Genomic DNA, 23,119 nt, shown 5'->3' with positions numbered 1-23,119 from the left:
GTCCTGTTTCAATGCCCGAACGCGAGCGGCGGCGCCAGTCGGTCGCGCCGCAGCCAGCGCGCCAGCAGCAGCGCGGCCACCACGGCCAGCCCCGTCGACAGGCCGATCCAGATACCGACGCCATGCAGGCCGAAATGGAAGGCGAGCAGCACGCCGAGCGGCAGGCCGACGCCCCAATAGCCGATCGCGGCATAGATCATCGGCACCTTGGTGTCGTGCAGGCCGCGCAGCATGCCGGCGGCCACCGCCTGGGCGCCGTCGAAGACCTGGAACAGCGCGGCAAAGGCCAGGAACGACACGGCAAGCGCGATCACCCTGGCATTGGCTGGGTTGCCCAGATCGATGAAGGCGCTGATCAGCGGATGCGGCCACAGGATCATCACCAGCCCCATCAGCGCCATGAACGAGACACCGATGACGAAAGCGGTCCAGCCGGCGCGCGAAACGCCTTCCGGATTGCCGGCGCCGTGCGCAAGTCCGACGCGCACCGTCACTGCCTGGTTGAGGCCAAGCGGCACCATGAAGGAGATCGAGGCGATCTGGATGGCGATCGCGTGCGCGGCCAGCGAATCCGCGTCGATCAGGCCCATCAGCAGCGCCGCCGCATTGAAGATCGTCACCTCGAAGGCGAGGATGCCGGCGATCGGCAGGCCGAGCCGCAACAGGCCCTTGAAGCGCGGCCAGTCGGCGCGCCAGAAGCGCCCGAACAGACGGTAGCGGCGGAACTTCTTCTCCAGCATCACCACCACGGCCATGCCGGCGAACATCAGCATTGAGGACAGCGAGGTGGCAAGGCCCGACCCGGCAATGCCCATTGCCGGCACGCCGAGATTGCCGAACATGAACATCCAGTTGAAGAAGACGTTGCAGGCGACGGCGACGAAGACGATGACCAGCGCCCAGCCCGGCCGTTCCAGCGCCGAGATGAACGAGCGCAGCACGATATAGCCGTAGAAGGGCAGCACCGCCCATTCGAGCCAGCGCAGATAGATGCCGGCCTGATGGGCCAGCACCGGGTCCTGGCCCATGGCCAGCAGAATGCCCTCGCCGTGCCAAAGCACGAGCCAGATCGGGATCGAGATCAGGATCGCCAGCCACAGGCCCTGGCGCACCGTGCGGCGCAGGTCGCGCACCGAATAGCGGCGGCGGCCAAGCTCGGTGGCGATCATCGGCGAGGTCGCCAGCATCAGGCCGAGCCCGAAGATCAGCGGCATGAAATAAAGGTTGGCGCCAAGCGCGCCGCTGGCCAGCGTATCCGGGCCCAGCCGGCCCATCATCATGACGTCGGTGGCCGTCATCGCGGTCTGGCCGAGATTGGTCAGCACCATCGGCCAGGCGAGCGCCAGCGTCGCCCTGATTTCCTGACGCCAAAGATTTTCCGGCGCGCGAGCGCCGGCCTCGATCGCAGACATTTTCCTGCTCTTTCCAGTTGCGGCGCGTCGGCCAGAGCCGGAATCCGCATGTCAAACGGCAAAACCTTCGGCTTCGCGGCGTTTGCGCCAGCTTTTGTACGAAACGCGACATGAAGGCAAGGGAGGAGGGGCGGGAACAGATTGAGCCAGAGGGCTTAACTTTGACTCTCGGCTGCGAGGTCTACCTCTCGTCCCGAATCGCTGTTCTCTTTACGGAGCGACTGTTCATAAGGCTCGCAATTACGCATAAGATCAAAAGTTTGACATTTTTTTGTTGAAGCAGGCTTCTAAAGCCCTTATTTGTTGTGGCATGCTGTATCGCCTTGAGATCGAGAATTTCTATTCCGTGCGTGACCTGCAGGTGCTCGATCTTCGAATACCGAAGAACGTGCCCGACTATCCGGAGCGGTTCGCTCCAATTTTTCCAGGGGCAGATGAACGGGCTCCCAAAGTAGTGGCGCTTTTCGGGGCCAATGGCTCGGGAAAATCAACTGTTCTTAAGGCCTTGGCCTTCATTCCCTGGTTTTTGCGAGAGAGCTTTCAAAACAAGAGCTCTCTTCCTTGCGAGCGTTTCAATGATGAGGAATCCGCCGACAAGCCTATCCGGCTTGCGATCGAGGCAGGCGGATTGATGCAATTGTCGTTTGCCACTCGGGACGCGGTCACACATGATGAGGGCTCTTTTGGAATTTATCGCTATGAGCTTGAGTTGCTGCCTAAGAATGGTGAGATTCGGACAGTTGCACGTGAAGTACTTCTCCAGAAGCGAAATGGACGAGGAAAATGGCTAAAGGTATTTGAGCGCGAAGGCGATAAACCTATCCAAGGCTCGAAGATATTTCCCCTTTCTGGTTTCAGTCAGGTCATTGATAAGGTCCGAGCAGACGCGAGCGTCGTCGCCACGCTTGCGTTGTTTGAGCATGAGCCGTCAAAAGTGCTCTTGCAGGCGGCGGAGGCTGTTTTCAAGAATATCTTATTGGACCGCGCGGACCCCAGTGATGGCGACTTGTTCCAATTCCTTGCCCAGCGCCCTTCCGCCGTTGATGCTCTCAATCGTGACCTGCAACGCATCGATGTGGGTGTCGAGCATATGCAGTTAGTGCAGACGCCCACCGGACCTACCGCTCTATTCAAACATGAAGGTCTGCACGTTGACATGCCGTGGCAGCTAGAGAGTCACGGCACGCGTTCCTTCATCAAGGTCTTTCCATTCTTGTCGCTCGCCTTGCAGGAAGGTGGGATTGCGATCGTTGACGAACTTGATCTTTCTATCCATCCATTGATATTGCCGGAAATAATTCGCTGGTTCTATGACCCGGAGCGAAATCCATACCGAGCTCAGTTGTGGACGTCGTGCCACTCGGTCTCCCTACTTGATGATCTGACCAAAGAAGAGATCATATTCTGTGAAAAGGATCGCCAAGGAAGATCGCGGATCTACAGCTTGATGGACGTTCAGGCGGTCAGGAGGAGCGACAATCTCTATAAGAAATACCTCGGCGGAACATATGGCGCGGTTCCACAAATCGGATGAGGCGACGCGGAATAATCATACCGCCTCGCACCCCGATTTTTCTCGGCTGTGAGGGGGAGTCCGAACAAGCGTACGGGCAATTCTTGAATGACGCAGTCAGAGAGTCAGGCCTACCGTTTCATCTTGAGGTAGTGAACCTCAATCCCGGTGCAGGCGATCCGCTTGCTCGCATCAAGCGTGCCGATCAGGAAATAGCCCGCCGCAGCAAGCGCAGAGCTGAATTTAGATTCAAGACGGTTTTGATGGATTCGGATCAGATCGAACATGATCCTCAGAAACGCCAGATGGTCGAGACTTTGGCCGCCACTCACAGCATATCCATAATATGGCAGCGTCCCTGTCACGAAGCGTTTCTGTTGCGGCATTTCGAAGGGTACCATAACCATAGCCCTGCGACTCCGGCCCTTGCGAGAACCGCGTTGCTGGAAGTTTGGCCCGAATACAAAAAGCCAATGACCAGTCAGCAGGTGTCCCGGAGAATATCGATCGCTGGAGTTCGGCGGGTCGCAAATGGTGACGTGACATTGGAAACATTCCTCCGCCGGATCCGCCTTCTGGTTTAACGGTACAGCTCTGCTGATCGCGGGACGCGCCCCGACAATGAATCCCGATTTACCGAAGGACTCCAGGATGCAGTTCAGGCGCAGAAAGAACCCAGCCGCGATCCCACGGACAGCGCCGTCCTTCGAGCACATCGTCACCGAAGCGAGCGACAGTTTCCTGTGGCGGCTCGACGACTATCCGTGGGAGCGCAATGTCTGGAACTTTCATCCGGAATACGAGATCCATCTGCTGCGAAAGTCCTCCGGCGTGGTGCTGGTGGGCGATCACATCGGCGAGTTCGGACCGGGCTACCTGACCATCGTCGGCGGCGGTCTGCCGCATGATTGGGTGACCGCCGTGCAACCGGGCGAACTGATCGAGGGCCGCGACATTGTCCTGCAGTTCGATGCGCAGCGGCTGCTTGGGTCGGCGGGCCTGTTGCCGGAATTGCGCGAACTGGAACCGTTCCTCGAACGCTCGCTGCGCGGCATGGTCTTTCACGGCCAGGCCGCACGGGAAGGCGCCGAGCTGATGGAGCGGATGGGCGAGGTTAGCGGGCTAAGCAGGTTCTGCCTGTTCCTGAACCTCGTCGATCTTCTCGCCAAGACCGACGAATATGAATTACTGTCGTCACCGGATTTCTCGCCAGTTCTCGATGCCGCTTCGCTCGACATCATCCAGCGCACGCTGACCTACTTGTTCCAGCATTTCGCCGAGGATCTGAAACTGCCTGAAGTGGCGGAACTGGCCGGCATGACGGAGAGCACGTTTTCGCGGTTCTTCCAGAAGAACACCGGCAACAGCTTCAGCGACCACCTTGCCAAGCTCAGGCTGTGGCAGGCCTGCAAGCTCTTGGCGGACACCGACGTTCCGATCACCGACATCTGTTTTCAGGTCGGCTACATGAACATTTCGAACTTCAACCGTGCCTTCATGCGCAAGCATCGGATGACGCCATCGTCCTATCGACGGCTGTCGCGACAGCGGCTGACATTGCGCGCATAAGCGTGTCCTAAACCACCGTTTCAAGCTCGATCGATACTCATGTGACGGGTGCAGCGACCGAGCGCCGGTTTTTGCACCGCACAATGCATAAAAGTACAGGTCTGCTGCAACGAGGCTTCTAGCGCGGCCTCTAACAACTCCGCATCCTGGCGATGGGTGGCATGTCACTCGGGCGATGGTGAGGATCGCGTAACCCGAGGACTTCCGCTTTCTGCGAAATGTTCCTGGAGGAGAAAAGATCATGAAACCAGTTCGGCTTGCTGCCAGCCTTGGCGCAGCTTTTATGCTTTCCGCTACCGTTTCCACCATCGCTCTGGCGCAGGCGCCGGTCTGCTCGGCGCCGGTCAAGGTGCTGGCACAGCCGCGCGACGGCCTGACGCTTCTGGAGGACTCCAAGGACGAGTTCCAGAAGCTTGCCGGCGCCAGCTTCCAGATCGATTACCTCAACGAGAACGACCGCCGGGCGAAATCGCGCGCCGACGCATCCACCGTCGGCAACTACAACGTCTACTATGTCGACGAAGCCAATGTCGCCCTGTTTGCCTCGTCGAAATGGATCGTGCCGCTCACCGACTACTATCCGGCGGACTACGACTATGCCGATTTCGATCCGGGCCGCCAGAAGGTCGCCACCTATGACGGCAAGGTCTGGTTCGCGCCGCTGACCGGCGGCGGCGACCTGATGGTCTACCGCAAGGATATCCTGGAAGCGGCCGGGATCCAGCCGCCGAAGACGCTGGACGAACTGATCGCCGACGTGCCGAAGCTGACCAATCCGGACAAGGGCATCTATGGCATCGCGCTGCGCGGCGCTCGCGGTTCGGGCGCCAATGTCTGGCGCTGGATGCCGTTCTTCAAGGCCTATGGCGGCCAGTGGTTCGATGGCGACAAGCCGGCTTTCAACTCGGATGCCGCCGTCAAGGCGACCGAAACCTATCTGAAGCTGTTCAAGGATTCGGCGCCCGGCACGCAGACCGGCAGCTGGGATGAATCGACCGGCGCCTTCCTGTCTGGCCAGGTCGCCATCCTGGTCGAATCGACGCCGCTGTCGGGCATGGCGGTCGATCCGAAGACCTCGCAGGTGGTAGGCAAGATCGGCTTCCTGCCGCCGCCGGCGCCGCTCACCGGCGGTGGCTATGGCCATGGCCTCGCCATCGCGGCAAAGGCCAATGCCGACGATGCCTCGAAGAAATGCGCCGGCCTGTTCATCGCCTGGGCGACATCGAAGGAAAACGAGAAGCGCCGGCTCGATGCCCACCAGTTCGGTGAGCTGAACCGCACCAGCGTCCTGTCCAGCAAGGAATTTGCCGACATTTACGGCGCCGATCTCGGCCAGGCGCTGGCCGAGACAGGCAAGGTCACGGCGGTCAACTTCTGGCAGGACCCGCGCTGGCCGGATCTTGGCGACCGCTGGGGCATCATCCTCGAGGAACTGGTCACCGGCACCCGCACCGACGTCAAGGGCGGCCTCAACGAGCTCGAAGCCTATGCCAACGAGCTGGTGAAGAAATAAGCCATCCTCCCCCTGCGGCGCGCGGTCCGCGGCATTCCTGTGAATGCCGGGACCTGTGCGCCGCGGGTCTCCCTTTCTCACCACCGCCGTTCGAGCCGGACATCGCGCGAAAGGGCCCAGCCATGTTCAATCGCTCGAGACGCAGCCAGGGATAGACAGATGCCGCGACGCTCATCCTTGCCGGTCACCTTCGTCGTGCCGACGCTGGTCGTTCTTCTGATCCTGTCGATGGTGCCGACGCTCTACGCGATCGTCATCGCCCTGCAGAACCGTGAGCTGTCCTCGACGGCCTATTCCTATGTCTGGTTCTCGAATTTCGTCGACCTGTTCTTCGACCGCCGCTTTCTCAACGCCGTCTGGGTGTCGGTGAAGTGGGAGGTCGTCACCGTGGTCGCGACCATGGCCGTGGCGATCGGACTGGGCGTGCTGATGTTCGAGGTCGCCAGCCCACGCCTGCGCAACATCTATTGCCTGCTGTTCATCATCCCGGTTCTGCTGCCGCGCGTCTCGGCCGCCTTCGTCTGGAAGTTCGCCTACCATCCGCTCTACGGCATCGCCACCTACCCCTATCGGCTGCTGACCGGCGGGCTGATCTTCGATCCGCTGTCCAAGCCGGCGACAGCGCTGTTTGCCGTCGCATCGGTCGATGTCTGGCAATGGGGCCTGTTCTTCGCCGTCATCGTGCTGAAGCTGCTGGAGACCTTGCCGCCGCAGCCGATCGAGGCCGCACGGCTCGACCACGCCAGGCGCTGGCAGATCCACGCCTATGTGACCTTGCCGATGCTGAAGGCACCGCTGATCAGCCTGATGTTCGTCAAGATGATCGAGTCGCTGCGCTCCTTCGACCTGATCTATGTGATGACCCGCGGCGGACCGGGCGTGGCGACCGAAACGCTCGACATGTACGCGTTCTCACAAGGATTCATCGAGTCCGGCAAGGTGTCCTACGCCTCGGCGATGGCCGTGCTGATGATGATCGCCACCGTCATCACCTTCACCATGCTGTGGAAGCGGGTGCAGGCATGAGACGATCTCGCATGAAACTAGGCCGCCTGATCGGCAAGGCCGTGCTGGCGTTTGCCGGCTTCATGGCGGTGTTTCCGCTGCTGTGGACGGCGCTCAATTCGCTGAAGAACAATGTCGACATCATCACCCGCGTTCCGCGCGTGGTGTTCACGCCGACGCTGGCCAACATCAGCTACATCATTGGCCGCGACAGCGTCATGACCGGCCTTTACAACTCGGTCATCGCCTGCGGCGTCGCGGTGCTGATCGGCGTGGTGCTTGGCCTGCCTGCCGCTTATGCGGTGGCGCGCTATCCCAATCGCTGGGCCGGCGACATCCAGTTCTTCGTGCTGTCGCTTCGTTTCCTGCCGCCGGTGGCGGTGGCCATCCCGCTGATGGTGATCTGGCTGCAGCTCGGACTCTACGACACGCTGGCGGCGCTGATCGTCACCTATTCGCTGCTCACCATCTCGGTGATCATGTGGCTGGCTATCCCCGCCTTCCAGGCCGTGCCGAAGGAGGTCGAGGAAGCCGCCTTCGTCGATGGCTACGGCGCCTATTCGGTGTTTTGGCGGATCGCGCTGCCGGTCGCCGCGCGCTCGCTGATCGGTGCGGTCGCCTTCAGCTTTGTGCTGGTCTGGAACGAGTTCCTGATCGCGCTGATGCTGTCCAGCTCCAACGCCAAGACCTTGCCGATCGTCGCTTCGGAACTGTCCCAGCAAGGCATGAACGTGCCGTGGGGCATCCTGAATGCCTCGGTCGTGCTTTTGTCGCTGCCACCCCTTTTGTTTCTCGGCGTGCTCAGCGGTTTCCTGAATTCCGTTTTCCGGCAGAAAAAGACTTGAAGTGAGGACGACACGATGCGGGCTTTGGTTCTTGAGAAAAAGGGCGAGCTGGCCCTGCGCGAGATTGCGTTGCCGCTCGATGTCGGGCCGGACGACGTCAGAATCGCCATCCACACGGTCGGTGTCTGCGGCAGCGACGTGCACTACTACACCCATGGCGCCATCGGCAGCTACGTCGTGCGCGCGCCGATGGTGCTCGGCCACGAAGCGTCCGGAACGATCGTCGAAATTGGCGCCAATGTCAGGACGCTCAAGGTCGGGGATCGCGTCTGCATGGAGCCGGGCGTGCCGAACTTGTCATCGCGGGCAACGAAACTCGGTATCTACAATGTCGACCCCGACGTAAGCTTCTGGGCAACACCGCCGGTGCATGGCATTCTTGCGCCGCAAGCCGTCCATCCGGCGGCATTCACCTACAGGCTGCCGGACAACGTCTCCTTCGCCGAAGGGGCGATGGTCGAACCCTTTGCCATCGGCATGCAGGCTGCTGCCCGCGCGCGCATCGTTCCGGGCGACGTGGCGGTCGTCGTCGGCTGCGGCCCGATCGGCATCATGATCGCGCTGGCAGCGCTTGCCGGCGGCTGTTCGAAGGTGCTGATTTCGGACTTCTCCGCGCCAAAGCTCGAGATCGCGGCGCGCTATCCCGGTGTCGTCCCGGTCAACATCGGCGAGCAATCGCTGGTCGATGCGGTGGCGGAGGCGACCGACCGTTGGGGAGCCGATATCGTCTTCGAGGCCAGCGGCAGCCCGAAGGCGTTCGCCAACCTGTTCGATGTCGTGCGCCCTGGCGGCGCGGTGGTCCTCGTCGGCCTGCCGGTCGAGCCGGTGGCGCTCAACGTGCCGGCGGCCATATCGAAGGAAGTGCGCATCGAAACGGTGTTCCGCTACGCCAACATCTTCGACCGCGCCCTGCAACTGATAGCGTCAGGCAAGGTCGACCTCAATCCGCTGATCACCGGCACCTATCCCTTCAACGACAGCATCAAGGCGTTCGAGCGGGCGGCCGCGGGCAAGCCGGAAGACGTCAAGCTGCAGATCCTGATTTCGAGCGAGAAGGGCTGACCCAACCATGTCCGCGATTACCTGCTCCCATGTCGAGAAATCCTATGGCGCCACGACCGTCATCCGCGACCTGAACCTCGTCATCGAGGAACACGAATTCGTCGTCTTCCTCGGCCCTTCCGGCTGCGGCAAGTCCACCTTGCTGCGCATGCTGGCGGGGCTGGAAGACATCAGCGGCGGTGAGGTCTCGATCGGCGGCAAGGTGGTCAACGACCTCGACCCCGGCGACCGCGGCATTGCCATGGTGTTCCAGAACTACGCGCTCTATCCGCATATGACGATCTTCGACAACATCGCCTTCGGCCTGAAGCGGCAGAAAGTGGCGAAGGCCGAGATACAAAAGCGCGTCGAGGCGGTTTCGAAGACGCTGGGTCTGGATCCCTATCTCGGCCGCAAGCCGGCGGAACTGTCTGGCGGCCAACAGCAGCGCGTCGCGATTGCCCGCGCCATGATCAAGACACCGAAAGTGTTCCTGTTCGACGAGCCGCTGTCCAATCTGGATGCCAAGCTGCGCAACCACATGCGCATCGAGATCGCCCGGTTGCACCAGTCGTTGAAGACCACCACCGTCTACGTCACCCACGACCAGTTGGAGGCGATGACGCTCGCCGACCGCATCGTGCTGCTGCGCGACGGCAAGATCGAGCAGATCGGCTCGCCGGCGGAAATCTACGAGCGGCCGGGCAATCTGTTCGTCGCCGGATTCATCGGGACTCCGAACATGAATTTCATCGACGTCACTGTCGGCCGCGAGGGCAACGGTTGGACACTGACCAGTGCCGGAACCGTCTTCACTATCGATGGCCCACGCTTCAAGCTTCAGCACGGCGAGCGTGCTGTGCTTGGTATTCGGCCTCCGGACCTGAAGACCGCCGGCGCTAATGCCGACAGCCTTCTGGAAGGCACGGCCGATCTCATCGAGTTTCATGGCAACGACGCGCTGGTGATCTTCGGTTCGGGCGGCAAAGAAATCAGCGCGCTGGTTCCAACCCGCGAATGCCCAGCCGTCAACAGCCATGTCCGCTATACGGTCGACGAACAGAGCATGCATCTGTTCGATGCCAAGTCGGGTGCATCCCTGCTGAGACAGTAGCTCTACTTTATGGCGTCAAGCGTCCGCCGCTGGCGGTGCATCTCGAGGAAAACCTTGTAGTCGCGCTCGAAACGCCCTGATGATTTCGGGTTCGACGGGCGCGTCCGGCCGCCTTGCTGCATGGCAAGACAGGCCGCGTTGAGGTCGGGAAACAGCCCGGCCGCGGTGGCGGCGATCATGCCGGTGCCGAGCAGCACCGCCTCGTCGGCCAGCGGCTCGATCACCGTGCAGCCGGTGGCGTCGGCATAGAGCTCCATCAAAAGCGGGTTCTTGGTGTGGCCGCCGGTGACGTGCAGCGTGTCGATCAGGTAGCCGTTCTCGTTCAGCGCCTCCAGCACATGGCGCACGCCGAGTGCGATGCCGACGGCGGTGCGCCAGTAGAGCTTGCACAGACTGTCGAAGGAGGAGTCCAGCGTCAGCCCGCTGACGACGCCGACGGCATGCGGATCGGCGAGCGGTGAGCGGTTGCCGTGGAAGTCGGGCAGCACATGCAGCCTTGCAGCGAGGCTGTCGCCCTCGGTGGCACGCAGTTCGGCGACACGCCTGGCGATCTTCGCATGCATGGCGGCATCCGGCTCGCCGCCGGCGCCGTGCCAGCGGATGATGTGGTCGAGCAGGGCGCCGGTCGCCGACTGGCCGCCTTCCGACAGCCACAGCCTGGGCAGCGCCGCGCCGTAATACGGCCCCCAGACTCCGGCGAAGGGCTGCGGATCCGGTGACATCGCCATGACGCAGCTCGACGTGCCGGCGATCAGCGCCAAATGCCGGCCGATGTCCTGTTCGTCGCCGGCAAAGCCGCCGAGCACGCCAAGCGCGCCGGCATAGGCATCGATGACCCCGGCGCCGACCCGGCATTTCTCGCTCAGCCCAAGCTCGGCCGCCGCTTGCGCCGTCAATCGGCCGATATCGGCGCCGACCGGGCTGGCCCTCTCCGGCAGGTTGCCGTGCTCGAAAAGATCGCCGAGGCCGACGAGTTCGAAGAAATCGCGCCGCCAGCCTGTGTTCTCATGCGCCAGATAGGTCCATTTGGCGGTCAGCGTGCATTGCGAGCGGGCCAGAGAGCCCGTCGCTTGCCAGGTCAGGAAATCGGTCAGGTCGAATAAATAGCCGGCTTCATTCCACGTGTCCGGCAAATTGCGTTTCAGCCACATCAGCTTCGGCGTCGCCATTTCCGGCGACATGACGCCGCCGATGTAATTCAGCACGGCGTGGCCGCTTGCCGTGCATTCGTCGGCCTCGGCGATGGCGCGGTGGTCGAGCCAGACGACGGTGTCCCAGCGCTTGTCGCCGGTGACCGAGACACTGAGCTGGCTGCCTTGCCGGTCGCGCACCACCAGCGAACAGGTGGCATCGAAGGAGATGCCGACAATGTCCTCAGGCTCGACGCCGGCTTTTTCGCGGGCAGCGCGCACGGCGGTGCAGACGGCCGACCAGATATCGCACGAATCATGCTCGGCGTGATCGGGCTTCGGCCGGTTCATGGCGATCGGCCGCTCGGCGCGGCCGAGCAAGGTGCCACTGATGTCGAGAATGCCCGCGCGAGCGCTCCCGGTGCCGACATCGACCGCGCAGACAAACTGTTTCGTCAAGATGCTCTGTCTCTCGCTCCCAGGCCTGCAATCAGATCGGGCAATTGCAGCATGTCAGCGAATATAAAGTCCGGCTCACTCGACGCAAGCCGCGCTTTCAAGGTCGGATTGCCGGCATGCGAGCCGCCGGTGAAGGCAAGCACGCGCATCCCCGCCGCCCGCGCAGCAGCGATGCCGGCCGGGCTGTCCTCGACGACGAGGCATCTGCGCGGATGGGCCCGCATGCTGGCGGCGGCATGCAGGAACAGATCCGGCGCCGGCTTTCCCTTGGCCACCATGGTGGCACTGAACAGATGCGGCTCCATCAGTCCGAGCAATCCGGTGACGTCGAGCGCGTAGCGGATGCGGTCGAGCGTGCCCGAGGACGCGACACAGAACGGCAGCCCAAGCCTCGGCAGCATCTCCTTGACGCCGGCGATCGGCTTCAGCTCCTCACGGAATTTGCGCATCAATTCGACGCGCATCTCGGTCAGGTGCAGGTCGGTGATATCGAGCCCGAAGTCGCGGCCGAGGATCTCGCGCACGCTTTTCATGCTCTTGCCGAGGAAATGCTCGTAGGCGGCATCCTCACCGACGCTGCCGCCGGCAAGTTTGACCATGCCGAGCAGCGCCGAGACGGAGAGCGCCTCGCTGTCGACCAGCACGCCATCGCAGTCGAAGATGACCAGTTCAGGCGTCATGACGGAGAATGGCTCTCAGAGCTTGCCGGCGAGGTAGCGCGTCAGCGTGGCGCGCGCGCCATTCGCCCACAGCACGTTGAGCGCATGGGCGAAGGCCTCGACAAACGCCGTCGCGCGGCCGACATCGCCATAGATGTCCTCCATGGCAAGCCAGGCGGCGGGCGCATCCTTTGCCGCTTTTGCCGTTGCCTGCAACCGGTCCCAGCTAGGGTCGTTGGGCTCGATGACGGCGCCGCTGTCCGTCGTGCCGAAGCAGTAGCGGCACCACAATGCCGATTCCAGCGCCAGGCCGGCGACGCCTTTCCCGGCCTTCAGCCGGTCGGCGATGGTCGGGATGATGAATTTCGGCTGGCGGTTGGAGCCGTCGAGGCAGAGTCGGCGCACCGTGTCGCCGATCTTGGGATTGGAAAAGCGGCTCTCGATGAGCTGGTAATAGTCTTCCAGGACCGTGTCCGGCACCGGCGGCACCGTAGGGATGATTTCTTCCCGTTCGAGCTTGGCCAGAAAACCGCTCACCAGCGGCTCCTCCATCGCCTCATGGACGAAATGAATGTCCATCAGGCCGGCCGGATAAGCGATGGTGGCATGGCCGCCATTGAGGATGCGAATCTTCATCAGTTCATAGGGCGCAACGTCTTTGACGAACTGCACGCCGACCTTTTCCAGCGGCGGCCGGCCATCGGTGAAATGGTCCTCTAGCACCCACTGCCGGAACGGCTCGCAAAACACCGGCCAGTTGTCCTCAAGGCCAAAGTCCTTGGCCAGAATGCCGCGTTCGCGGTCTGATGTGGCCGGCGTGATGCGATCGACCATGCCGTTCGGAAAGGCGACATGCTCGCTGACCCAGTTCGCCAGATCCTCGTCGATCAGGCGGGCCAGACCGATGACGCCGTCGGAGGTGACATGGCCATTGTGAGGAATGTTGTCGCATGACATGACGGTGAACGGCACGGTGCCTTCGTCGAGGCGGCGCACCAGCCCGGCAAGGATGATGCCGAACACCGTCTTCGGCGTGGCGCCGGCCTGCGCGTCGGCAACGATGTCGGGATGGGTCGGGTTGAACACGCCGGAGGCCGGGTCGATGAAATAGCCGCCTTCGGTGATGGTCAGCGAAACGATCTTGATCGCCGGATCGGCGAGCCGTTCGATGATGCCGACGGCATCGCCGGGCATCAGGAAGTCGATCATCGCGCCGGTGACGCGTGCGCTCATATGGCCGCTATCCTGCTCGACCACGGTGGTCAGCCAATCCTGCTCTTCCAGTTTGCTGCGACCGATCTTTTCACCGTCGAACACGCCGGCGCCGATCAGCGCCCAGTCATGGCCGATGCCAGCATTGAACAGATCGTCGAGATAGACGGCCTGATGCGAGCGATGGAAATTGCCGACGCCGAAATGCACGATGCCGGCCTTCAATGTCGCGCGGTCATATTTCGGCCCGGCGACCTCGGTGGGCAGCTTGGAGAGGTTTGAGGACGAGAGTTTCACGGTCATCTGTTTTACCCTTTGGCCGGGCTTCGGCCTTCGTTACGCCCTCTCCCCGTCTTCACACGGAGAGGCTAAGGGGTGGCACTTCCTGAGGTCGATATAGCCTCTGATGTCGGCCTCTGCTCCCCGCGGAGGTACGGGGAGCAAAGGCCGTCCCCCGCCCTCAACTCATCCACTGGCCGCCATCGACATTGTAGGTCTGGGCGACGATGTATTCGGCGTCGGCGCTGGCGAGAAAAACCGCCATGCCGGTAAGATCCTGCGCCGTGCCCATGCGGCCATACGGCACCGCCTCGCCGACCAGTTTCTTCTTCTCGCCCTTCGGTCGGTTTTCATATTTGGCGAACAGCGAATCGACGTGATCCCAGTGCTCGCCGTCGACGACGCCAGGGGCAATCGCGTTGACGTTGATGCGGTGCTTGATCAGGTCGAGCCCCGCCGACTGGGTCAGCGAGATGACGGCTGCCTTGGTGGCGCAATAGACGCCGACCAGTGCCTCGCCGCGGCGTCCGGCCTGGCTCGCCATGTTGATGATCCTGCCGCCCTTGCCCCGCGCGATCATCGAGCGGGCGGCCGCCTGCAGCATGAACAGCGTGCCGGCGACATTGACGGAAAACAATTTGTCGTAGCTTGCCTTGGTGATCTCGACGATCGGCGCCAGATCGAACAGGGCGGCGTTGTTGATCAGGATATCGAGGCCACCGGTCTTCGTCTCGACGGCTTTCACCGCCGCTTCGATCGAGGCGAGGTCGGTGACGTCGAGCCTGACCGCATAGGCCTTGCCGCCGATCTCGGCGGCGGTCTTCTGCGCGGCCTCGAGATTGATGTCGGCAATGGCGACGGTAGCGCCTTCGCCGGCATAGGCTTCGGCGAAAGCTCTGCCGATGCCGCGGGCCGAACCTGTGATCAGCGCGGATTTGCCGGCCAGTCGCATGTTCACATCGCCTTTCCGTCGGCGCCGAAGCGATGCAGCTTGGCCTTGTCTGCTGTCAGGTAGATGGTGTCGCCATGATGGACAGCGAGTTCGCCGTCGGCGCGCACCGTCAGCGGACCGACGCCATCGGCCTGAACATGCAGGAAGGTGTCGGAGCCGAGATGCTCGGCGACGCCGACGACCGCCTTCCATTCGCCCGCCGTGGTCGAGATCTCCAGGTGCTCCGGACGGATGCCGATGGTCTTGGCGCCGTTTTTGGCAGCCGGTGCGCCTTCTATCAGGTTCATCTTCGGCGAGCCGATGAAGCCGGCGACGAACAGGTTCTTCGGCGTCTTGTAGAGTTCCATCGGCGAGCCGACCTGCTCGATGTTGCCGGCGTTCAGCACGACGATCTTGTCGGCCATGGTCATGGCTTCGACCTGATCGTGGGTAACGTAGATCATGGTGGTCTTGAGCTGATGGTGCAGCTCGCTGATCTCCAGCCGCATGGTCCCGCGCAGTGCCGCATCGAGGTTGGACAGCGGTTCGTCGAACAGGAAGGCGGTCGGCTGACGCACGATGGCGCGGCCGATGGCGACGCGCTGGCGCTGGCCGCCGGAAAGCTGGCCGGGCCGGCGTTCGAGATAGTTGGTCAGGTTGAGCACGCGCGCCGCGTCTCCCACCTTCCTGTCGATGGTCGCCTTGTCCTCGCCGGCCATCTTCAGCGGGAAGCCGATGTTCTTGGCCACCGTCATGTGCGGATAGAGCGCGTAGGACTGGAACACCATGGCCAGCTTGCGCTTGGCCGGTGCCTCGCCGGTGACGTCGCGGCCGTCGATGTTGATGGAGCCGCCGCTGGTGTCCTCGAGCCCGGCGATCAGGCGCAGCAGCGTTGACTTGCCGCAACCGGACGGCCCGACGAAGACGACGAACTCGCCATTCTCGATCACCAGGTCAAGGCCGGGGATGATGGACGTTGCTCCGAAGGATTTGGAGACGTTCTTGAGCGTGATGTTTCCCATGGTTTCCTCCCCGAGGGGTTATTTCTGCCGATTGCTTCGGGCAATTCCGTTACTTCACCGCACCGAATGTCAGGCCGCGCACCAGCTGCTTCTGGCTGAACCAGCCCATGATCAGGATCGGCGCGATGGCCAGTGTCGAGGCGGCCGAGAGCTTGGCCCAGAACAGGCCTTGCGGGCTGGAAAACGAGCTGATGAAGGCGGTCAGGGGTGCGGCTTCCGTCGTCGTCAGCCGGATCGTCCAGAACGCCTCGTTCCAGGCCAGGATGATGTTGAGCAGCATTGTCGAGGCGATGCCCGGCACCGCCATGGGTGTGAGCACATAGACGATCTCGTTCCACAGCGATGCGCCGTCCATGCGCGCCGCTTCCAGGATCTCGCCCGGTATTTCGCGGAAATAGGTGTAGAGCATCCACACCACGATCGGCAGGTTGATCAGCATCAGCATGATCATCAGGCCTATGCGGCTGTCGAGCAGTCCTGTGTCCCGGAAGATCAGGTAGATCGGGAACAGCACCGCGACCGCGGGCATCATCTTGGTGGACAGCATCCACATCAAGATGTCCTTGGTCCGCTTGGTCGGCGAGAAGGCCATCGACCATGCCGCCGGTATGGCGACCAGCAGGGCCAGGATGGTCGAGCCGACCGAGAGCAGCACCGAGTTGAAGAAGAACTTGAAGTAGCCGCTTTGCGCCTGAACTTCGGCATAGCTCTCGAACGTTCCCGACGGGATGATGCTGAAGCCCTGGATGGCTTCCTGCTCCGACTTGAACGAGGTGATGATCGTGTAGAGGATCGGGAAGAAGATCAGCAGGGCGACGATCCAGGCGGCAACTGTCGCGATCGTCTTGTGCTGGGTGGTGACTGAGCGTGCCATCGTATCCTCCCTTACTTGTCCAGGTTCTTGCCGACGGCGCGCATGGCGAAGAAGGCAACGATGTTGGCGAGAATGACGGCGATCACACCGCCAGCGGATGCCTGGCCGATTTTGAACTCCAGCAACGCCTTCTGGTAGACGAGGAAGGGCAGGTTGGTGGAGGCGTATCCCGGCCCGCCATTGGTGGTGACGAGGATCTCGGCATAGACGGAGAGGAGGAAGATCGTCTGGATCAGGATGACGACCGTGATGGCGCGCGACATGTGCGGCAGCGTCAGATAGATGAAGCGGCTGATGAAGCCGGCGCCGTCCATCTCGGCGGCTTCCTTCTGCTCACCGTCGAGCGACTGCAACGCGGTCAAGAGGATGAGCGTCGCGAAGGGCAGCCACTGCCAGGCGACGATGATGATGATCGCCAGCATCGGATGTTGCCCGAACCAGTCGATCGGCTGGGCCCCGAAGAAGCGGGCTATATCGGCGAACACCCCGTATTGCGGGTGCATGATCATGTTCTTCCAGACCAATGCGGCCACCGGCGGCATGACGAAGAACGGTGAGATGACGAGGATGCGCACGATGCCCTGGCCCCACATCGGCTGGTCGATCAGCAGCGCCAAAAGGATGCCGCCGATCACCGTGATCAGGAGCACGCTGACCACCAAAGTGAGCGTGTTGAGGATCGATTGCAGGAAGGCCGGGTTGGAATAGAACAGCGCGTAGTTCGAGAAGCCGACGAAGCCGTCGCGGATCGGATTGAGCGGATTGTATTGCTGGAAGGAGAACCAGATGGTGATGACCAGCGGCACAATCATCCAGACGAACAGCAGCACCACGGATGGCGCCATCATGAAACGGGCAAGCGAACGGGTCTGCTGAGTAGCCATGACGGTCACCCTTCACTGGTCAGACGGAATTTTCAAAAGGCGTTAAAGGCGGCCGCCCGAACTGGGAACTCGGGCGGCCGTTGCCGGTCAAGGAGGCGACCGGCATTCGGCACCGGGAGGAGCCTTACTTGATGTATCCGCCCTCGGTCATTGCCGCGGTGGCAGCGTCCTGGGCCTGCTTCAGGGCATCGTCGACGCTCGACTGGCCGGCAAGAGCCGCCGAGAAGAGCTGGCCGACCGTGGTGCCAAGTCCCTGGAACTCAGGGATGGCGACGAACTGGACGCCGACATAGGGCACCGGCTTGACCGTCGGATGCGTCGGGTCGGCGGCGTTGATGGAGTCCAGCGTCATCTTGGCGAACGGAGCCGCCTTCTGGTACTCGGCATTGGCATAGAGCGAGGAGCGCGTGCCCGGAGGAACGTTGGCCCAGCCTTCCTTCGAAGCGACGAGCTCCGCATAGTGCTTGCTGGTCGCCCAGGAGACGAACTTCTCGGCGGCATCCGCCTTCTGCGTGCCGGCCGGAATGGCCAGCGACCAGGCCCACAGCCAGTTGCCGCGCTTGCCCAGGCCATTGTCGGGCGCCAGCGCATAGCCGACCTTGTCGGCGACGGTCGAGTTCTTCGGATCCGAAACGAAGGACGCCGCGACCGTAGCGTCGATCCACATGCCGCATTTGCCCTGCTGGAACAGCGCCAGGTTTTCGTTGAAGCCGTTGGAGGAAGCCCCTTCGGGGCCGTCGGCCTTCATCAGGTCGACATAGAACTGCAACGTGTTCTTCCATTCCGGCTGGTCGAACTGCGGCTTCCAGTTCTCGTCGAACCAGCGGGCGCCGAAGGAGTTCGACATGGCGGTCAGGAAAGCCATGTTCTCGCCCCAGCCGGCCTTGCCGCGCAGGCACACGCCGTTCACGCCATTGGCGCGATCGGTCATCTTGTCGGCGGCCTGCTTGATGAAGTCCCAGGTCGGCGCGTCGGGCATCTTCAGCCCGGCCTTTTCCATCAGGTCCTTGCGGTACATGACGAAAGAGCTTTCGCCGTAGAAGGGCGCGGCATAGAGCTTGCCGTCGACCGAAAGGCCGCCGGCGATGGCCGGGATGATGTCCTTGGCGTCATAGTCGTCGCCGAGCTTGTCGAGCGGCAGCAGCCAGCTCTGCTTGGCCCAGATCGGAACCTCATAGGTGCCGATGGTCATCACGTCGTACTGGCCGCCCTTGGTGGCGATGTCGGTGGTGACGCGCTCGCGCAGCACATTCTCTTCGAGCGTAACCCAGTTGAGCTGGATATCGGGGTTCGCCTTGGTGAAGTCCTCGGTCAGCTTTTGCATGCGGACCATATCGCCGTTGTTGACGGTGGCGATGGTGATGGATTCGGCATGTGCGGCGAACGCAAGCGTGCTGGCCGACAACAAGCCCAGGGTGAGCGTGCGAAGTTTCATCAAATTCCTCCCTTGAACCAAGATGAGCATTTGCCTTGGCTTTGGGCAATTACTCACTTGGCGTGAATTATGTCAAGTCGGATTCGATGCTGCAGCGCAGCACTCGGGCGACACCGCAGGCCGGGGCGAGCGGAAATTGCCAGGGCGAGGATCGTCCCGGCCGCATTACAGTGGGGCAACAGCGGATAGATCTGCGAGAACCAGGTGCAGCCCGGAAGCTTGCCGGTCAGCAGGCGATCTCGGCCAGCAGCCAGTCGCGGAAGGCACGGATCTTCGGCACGTTGCGGCGCGCCTCGGGGTAGACCAGCCAATAGGCATGGCCATCGTCGCCAACCAGATCGAAAGGCTGGATCAGGCGCCCGTCGGCGAGTTCCGCCTTGAACAGCGCCCTGGTCAGGATCGCCACGCCATGACCCGCGATCGCCGCATTGGCCTCATAGGCCTGCGCGCCCATGCTGCTGCCGGGCCGCTTGGCGAGATCATGCGAGTGCACGCCGGCAGCCTCGAACCATTGCGTCCACCAGACATCGCCGGGATCGAGGATCGGCAGCCGCAACAGGTCCGCCGGTTCCCTGACGCCGCCGATGCTTGCCGCGAGCTTCGGGCTCAGCATCGGCGTGAAATCGGCATCGAGCAGCTTGTAGGCTTCCAGCCCCGGCCATTTGCCGCCGCCCGACCGGATGGCGAGGTCAACATCCTCGCGAGCGAAATCCGTCAGCCGGCTTGACGTTTCGAGCCGCACGGCAAGGGAGGGATGAGCGATCTGGAATGAGCCCAGATGGTGCGCCAGCCAGTTCGAGGCAAAGGTCAGCACCGTCGTGACGCACAGCAATCCGTCGGCGCCGCCGCGCGCCGCCGCATAGGCCTGGCCGAGAATGGCAAAGGCCTCGCTGACCGCCGGCGCGAGGCGCTGTCCGGCCTCGGTGAGTGCGATCTGACGCGGTCGTCGCAGGAACAGCGGCGCGCCGACCCGTTCCTCCAGCACCTTGATCTGATAGCTGACCGCCGCTTGCGTCATGGCAAGTTCCTCGGCCGCCTTGGTGAAGGAAAGATGCCGCGCCACCGCTTCGAACACCCGGATCGCCTGCAGCGGCGGAAGCTGTGAAACCTGCCGAGAGCTGAGATCCGGCATAAAGTCTCCTTATGGGTCCTTATCGACGTTCGATTGGCAAAGGCGGCCGTCAGGACCGACATTCCCAGTCAACCCGTCATTCGGGTTCAGGATAGCGAAGGTTGACGATCATGACCATGGCGCAGCAAAAATGCACTCACGCACCGGATCACCGCTGGTTTTCGTGGCTGACGGATGGATTCGGCTGGTTCGCGGCCAAAAAACGGGCGCATCTCGACATCAGGGACCTGTCGCCGCATCTGCAGCGCGATCTCGGTTTTCTCGATGGCAATGACCCTTTCGGCCGGCACGGCTAATGCGGTTGGTTTTATCGCAAACCAGTTGCTTCCGGTCAGATGCTGGCCAGCAGGGCGGCGGCGGTCCGTTCATCGGTGATGAGGCCGTTGATCAGCCGCCGGTTGGCGGCCGCCAGGATGCCCGGCAGCTTTCGTTCGCCCATGGCCAGTGCGATGACCAGCGATTTCTCACGTGACGGCAGCGACGCCGACGACACCCGGTCGTTGGTGATGCCCTCGATCATGCGGCCTTCCCTATCGAACACCCAGCCGACGATCTCGGCGATGCCGCCGGCCTTCTGCAGCGCCTTCAGTTCGCTCTCCGAAATGAAGCCGTCCTCGTAGAGCGGGGCCTTGGCGCCGAGGTCGCCGATGCCGATGAAGGTGACGTCGGCCTCGGCGGCAAGCGCCAGCGTCGGCTGGATCATCGGCTGGTTGAGCAGCATCTCGCGCTCCTCCGGCGACGAGGCGATGACCGGCAAGGGCATCGGGAAGGAGCGCGCCTTGACCCTGTCGGCCATGGTGAAGATGACGTTGTAGAACGCGGCCGAACCGTCCGGCGAGATGTTGCCGGTCAACGACACCACCTTGTGCTGCGGGCATTCCATCGGCGGCAGCTGCTCGATCGCCGCCTTCAGCGTGCGCCCGGTGCCGATCGCCATGACGATCGGGGTTGGTGAACGCAACCGCCGCTCGATCTCGGCGGCAGCCGCTTCGGCGATACCGATCGTGGTCGAGGACGAGTTGGGGTCGCTCGGCACCACTTCGACCAGATCAAGGGCAAAGCGCGATCTCAGCCGTGCCGCCAGATCGAGGCAGTTGGCGATCGGATGGTCGACGCGAACCTTGATCAAGCCCTCCGACACCGCCAGCGACACCAACCGCTGCGCCGTTTGCCGCGAGATGCCAAGCGTCGAAGCGATCTGGTCCTGTGTGTTGCCGGCAACATAATAAAGCCAGCCGGCGCGCGCCGCATCGTCCAGCCTGTTGCTGCCACCATCCTGCCGGCTATTCAAAGTCTTGCCTCCCGAGACCGCCGTCATGAGAGCGGCCCATGCCCACTTTCGCAGGGAACGGCCTGCTGCGCAATTGTCAATCTCGGGGGCAATTGCTTGCTGTCCATCGGCGCAGGCACGGCTCAGCTTTTCTTCTCCGACGATGTCTCTGTCCCCAAAGAGACTTGCCCCCGGTCGCGGCAGGCGGCACGTTCTTCGGTCCCGAAGGTTTATCTCCCGGCTCAAACCCTTTAAGGGATGGCAAAAAGGAGCCTCACATGACGCCGAAAGCGGTTTTCTGGGACATGGACGGCACGCTGGTCGACAGCGAACCGCTGCACGAGGCCGCCCTGATGGCGGCGATGCGCAATGTCGGCCTTGTCCCGCCTGATGACCTGCACGAGCGCGTACTCGGCGTTGCCGCTTGGCCGGTCTACGAGATGATGCGTGACGAGTTCGGCCTGGACCTGCCTTTCGACGACTGGATCATGCGCAAATACGAACACTACCTGCCGCTGGTGGAGAGCTTGAACCCGCGCCCCGGCGCGATCGAGATTTTCAGCGAGCTGCGGGAAAGGGGCGTGGCGCAAGCCGTGGTCTCGAATTCGGACCGGATGATCGTCGACGCCAATCTGAGCATGGTCGGCCTGACCTACCCCGGCATGAAGACGATCAGCCGCAACGATGTGCGCGAAGGCAAGCCGCATGCCGAGCCGTTCCTGCGCGCCGCCTATCTGGCCGATGTCGACCCCGCGCACGCCGTGGCGATCGACGACAGCTGGCCGGGCGCCATGGCGGGACTGGCGGCGGGCATGAAGACGATCTTCTGGCCGGAAAAGCCGATGGAAGGCCCTCCTGGCGCCGTCGTCATCAACAGCGCCGAAGAATTGCGCGCCGAACTGGGGCTTTAAAGCAATTCCAGGAAAAGTGTGAAGCGGTTTTCCGTCCGGAATTGCGTCAAACTAAGAGCCCTCAGTTCCGGTAGGCCGGTTCCTGCTCGTCGAGGATCGCCTTCAACTCGCTGAGATGGCGTTCGGCCTGGCCGGGATAGTCGTCCATCTCGCTCGCCGCCTTTTCGGCGATCGCATCTGACAGCGTGCGCAGCGGACGGCCGGTCCACAGCGCCTTGATGTAGGTCTCGGCGGCGCGTTCGAAATAGAACATGCGGTTGAAGGCATCGGCGACCGTATCGCCGATCACCAGCACGCCGTGATTGCCCATCACCATAACCTTGACCTTGGGATCGACGAGAAGCTGCGAGCAGCGCTCGCCCTCCTCCTCGAAGGCCAGCCCGCCATAATGCGCGTCGACGACATGGCGGTTGAAGAACATCGCCGAATTCTGGTCTATCGGCGGCAATGTCGAGTCAGCGAGTGAGGCCAGCACCGTGGCGTGGATCGAGTGCACATGCATGACACAGCGCGCGTGGCGCACATTGCGATGGATGGCGCCATGCAGCCCCCACGCCGTCGGGTCGGGCGCATTGGGGCCGGAGAGCGTTTCTGGATCGTTGGCATCGATCATCAGAAGGTCGCTCGCCTTGATGCGCGAGAAATGCACTTGGTTGGGATTCATCAGGAACTGTGTGCCGCCATCATTGACGGCCAGCGAGAAATGATTGGCCACCGCCTCGTGCATGTTGAGCCGCGCCGTCCAGCGGAAGGCGCAGGCGAGATCGACGCGCTCCTCATAGTAGGGCAGGTTGGTCAGCGGTTCCTTTTGCAGACGGGCAAGGCTCATCGAAAAATCCTCCGGTTTCGGCAAGAATGCCGTGGCCAGCCCATTCCCGCAACCGGTTTTGGTTGGTGCAGGGATGGCGT

Annotated in this window: 22 protein-coding genes; 9 read left to right on the top strand and 13 right to left on the bottom strand. The window is 62.4% G+C overall.

Annotation, left to right across the window (positions count from 1 at the left end):
* Positions 1-8 precede the first annotated feature (8 nt).
* A complete protein-coding gene (locus tag EOA16_RS27125) occupies positions 9-1,412 on the bottom strand; it encodes an MATE family efflux transporter (protein ID WP_127260869.1) in 1,404 nt (467 codons plus the stop codon).
* A gap of 274 nt (positions 1,413-1,686) precedes the next feature.
* Here EOA16_RS27125 and EOA16_RS27120 point away from each other — a divergent pair, with 274 nt between their 5' ends.
* Positions 1,687-2,946, top strand: coding sequence for an ATP-binding protein (locus EOA16_RS27120; RefSeq protein ID WP_245456033.1), 1,260 nt, complete (start codon positions 1,687-1,689; stop codon positions 2,944-2,946).
* Between the two features lie 110 nt (positions 2,947-3,056).
* Here EOA16_RS27120 and EOA16_RS33375 read toward each other — a convergent pair whose 3' ends face one another.
* Positions 3,057-3,326 (bottom strand): hypothetical protein, encoded by a 270-nt coding sequence (locus tag EOA16_RS33375; RefSeq protein WP_245456032.1) that lies wholly within the window; start codon positions 3,324-3,326, stop codon positions 3,057-3,059.
* A gap of 250 nt (positions 3,327-3,576) precedes the next feature.
* On the opposite strand from EOA16_RS33375, the gene EOA16_RS27110 reads away from it, so the two are divergent.
* The 6 genes from EOA16_RS27110 (at position 3,577) to ugpC (ending at position 10,012) form a co-directional block, all read left to right on the top strand.
* Positions 3,577-4,494 (top strand): AraC family transcriptional regulator, encoded by a 918-nt coding sequence (locus EOA16_RS27110; protein WP_127260867.1) that lies wholly within the window; start codon positions 3,577-3,579, stop codon positions 4,492-4,494.
* 241 nt (positions 4,495-4,735) lie between these two features.
* Positions 4,736-6,007 (top strand): sugar ABC transporter substrate-binding protein, encoded by a 1,272-nt coding sequence (locus EOA16_RS27105; RefSeq protein ID WP_127260866.1) that lies wholly within the window; start codon positions 4,736-4,738, stop codon positions 6,005-6,007.
* A gap of 159 nt (positions 6,008-6,166) precedes the next feature.
* Positions 6,167-7,033, top strand: a complete 867-nt coding sequence (locus EOA16_RS27100) for a sugar ABC transporter permease (RefSeq protein WP_127260865.1) — start codon at positions 6,167-6,169, stop codon at positions 7,031-7,033.
* 11 nt (positions 7,034-7,044) lie between these two features.
* Complete coding sequence (locus EOA16_RS27095; protein ID WP_127260864.1) at positions 7,045-7,857, top strand: carbohydrate ABC transporter permease; 813 nt, start codon at positions 7,045-7,047, stop codon at positions 7,855-7,857.
* A gap of 15 nt (positions 7,858-7,872) precedes the next feature.
* Positions 7,873-8,919, top strand: coding sequence for an NAD(P)-dependent alcohol dehydrogenase (locus EOA16_RS27090; RefSeq protein ID WP_127260863.1), 1,047 nt, complete (start codon positions 7,873-7,875; stop codon positions 8,917-8,919).
* A 7-nt stretch (positions 8,920-8,926) separates the two neighbouring features.
* A complete protein-coding gene (gene ugpC, locus EOA16_RS27085; protein WP_127260862.1) occupies positions 8,927-10,012 on the top strand; it encodes a sn-glycerol-3-phosphate ABC transporter ATP-binding protein UgpC in 1,086 nt (361 codons plus the stop codon).
* Positions 10,013-10,014: 2 nt separating this feature from the next.
* Here ugpC and EOA16_RS27080 read toward each other — a convergent pair whose 3' ends face one another.
* From EOA16_RS27080 to gcvA, 9 genes are all read right to left on the bottom strand, one after another.
* Entirely contained in the window at positions 10,015-11,601 is a 1,587-nt protein-coding gene (locus EOA16_RS27080) for an FGGY-family carbohydrate kinase (protein ID WP_127260861.1), read from the bottom strand.
* Positions 11,598-12,281, bottom strand: a complete 684-nt coding sequence (locus tag EOA16_RS27075; protein WP_127260860.1) for an HAD family hydrolase — start codon at positions 12,279-12,281, stop codon at positions 11,598-11,600. Before EOA16_RS27075 ends, EOA16_RS27080 begins: the two co-directional genes overlap by 4 nt.
* A 15-nt stretch (positions 12,282-12,296) precedes the next feature.
* On the bottom strand, positions 12,297-13,775 hold the full coding sequence (locus tag EOA16_RS27070; protein ID WP_127260859.1) for a mannitol dehydrogenase family protein: 1,479 nt from the start codon (positions 13,773-13,775) through the stop codon (positions 12,297-12,299).
* Positions 13,776-13,932: 157 nt separating this feature from the next.
* Positions 13,933-14,703 (bottom strand): L-iditol 2-dehydrogenase, encoded by a 771-nt coding sequence (locus EOA16_RS27065; RefSeq protein ID WP_127260891.1) that lies wholly within the window; start codon positions 14,701-14,703, stop codon positions 13,933-13,935.
* Positions 14,704-14,705: 2 nt separating this feature from the next.
* Positions 14,706-15,704 carry an ABC transporter ATP-binding protein gene (locus tag EOA16_RS27060; protein ID WP_127260858.1) on the bottom strand — a complete coding sequence of 333 codons (999 nt, stop codon included), beginning with the start codon at positions 15,702-15,704 and terminating at the stop codon, positions 14,706-14,708.
* Positions 15,705-15,753: 49 nt separating this feature from the next.
* Complete coding sequence (locus EOA16_RS27055) at positions 15,754-16,578, bottom strand: carbohydrate ABC transporter permease (RefSeq protein WP_023810705.1); 825 nt, start codon at positions 16,576-16,578, stop codon at positions 15,754-15,756.
* Positions 16,579-16,589: 11 nt separating this feature from the next.
* Positions 16,590-17,462 carry a sugar ABC transporter permease gene (locus tag EOA16_RS27050; RefSeq protein WP_013528414.1) on the bottom strand — a complete coding sequence of 291 codons (873 nt, stop codon included), beginning with the start codon at positions 17,460-17,462 and terminating at the stop codon, positions 16,590-16,592.
* A 124-nt stretch (positions 17,463-17,586) separates the two neighbouring features.
* Complete coding sequence (locus tag EOA16_RS27045; protein WP_027040044.1) at positions 17,587-18,897, bottom strand: sugar ABC transporter substrate-binding protein; 1,311 nt, start codon at positions 18,895-18,897, stop codon at positions 17,587-17,589.
* A gap of 226 nt (positions 18,898-19,123) precedes the next feature.
* Positions 19,124-20,029: a transcriptional regulator GcvA gene (gene gcvA / locus EOA16_RS27040; RefSeq protein WP_127260857.1), complete on the bottom strand. Its 906-nt coding sequence runs from the start codon at positions 20,027-20,029 to the stop codon at positions 19,124-19,126.
* 110 nt (positions 20,030-20,139) lie between these two features.
* Here gcvA and EOA16_RS27035 point away from each other — a divergent pair, with 110 nt between their 5' ends.
* Complete coding sequence (locus EOA16_RS27035; protein WP_127260890.1) at positions 20,140-20,325, top strand: hypothetical protein; 186 nt, start codon at positions 20,140-20,142, stop codon at positions 20,323-20,325.
* A gap of 35 nt (positions 20,326-20,360) precedes the next feature.
* Here the strand turns inward: EOA16_RS27035 and EOA16_RS27030 are convergent, their stop codons facing one another.
* Positions 20,361-21,320, bottom strand: a complete 960-nt coding sequence (locus tag EOA16_RS27030) for a sugar-binding transcriptional regulator (protein ID WP_127260856.1) — start codon at positions 21,318-21,320, stop codon at positions 20,361-20,363.
* 257 nt (positions 21,321-21,577) lie between these two features.
* Here EOA16_RS27030 and EOA16_RS27025 point away from each other — a divergent pair, with 257 nt between their 5' ends.
* Entirely contained in the window at positions 21,578-22,210 is a 633-nt protein-coding gene (locus EOA16_RS27025; RefSeq protein WP_127260855.1) for an HAD family phosphatase, read from the top strand.
* Positions 22,211-22,271: 61 nt separating this feature from the next.
* Here the strand turns inward: EOA16_RS27025 and EOA16_RS27020 are convergent, their stop codons facing one another.
* A complete protein-coding gene (locus EOA16_RS27020; protein WP_127260854.1) occupies positions 22,272-23,039 on the bottom strand; it encodes a class II aldolase and adducin N-terminal domain-containing protein in 768 nt (255 codons plus the stop codon).
* Positions 23,040-23,119: the final 80 nt, after the last annotated feature.

Origin of the sequence: Mesorhizobium sp. M7A.F.Ca.US.008.03.1.1 (assembly GCF_003997495.1) — a bacterium.
Lineage (GTDB): Bacteria > Pseudomonadota > Alphaproteobacteria > Rhizobiales > Rhizobiaceae > Mesorhizobium.
This window is presented reverse-complemented; position numbering and strand designations above follow the sequence as displayed.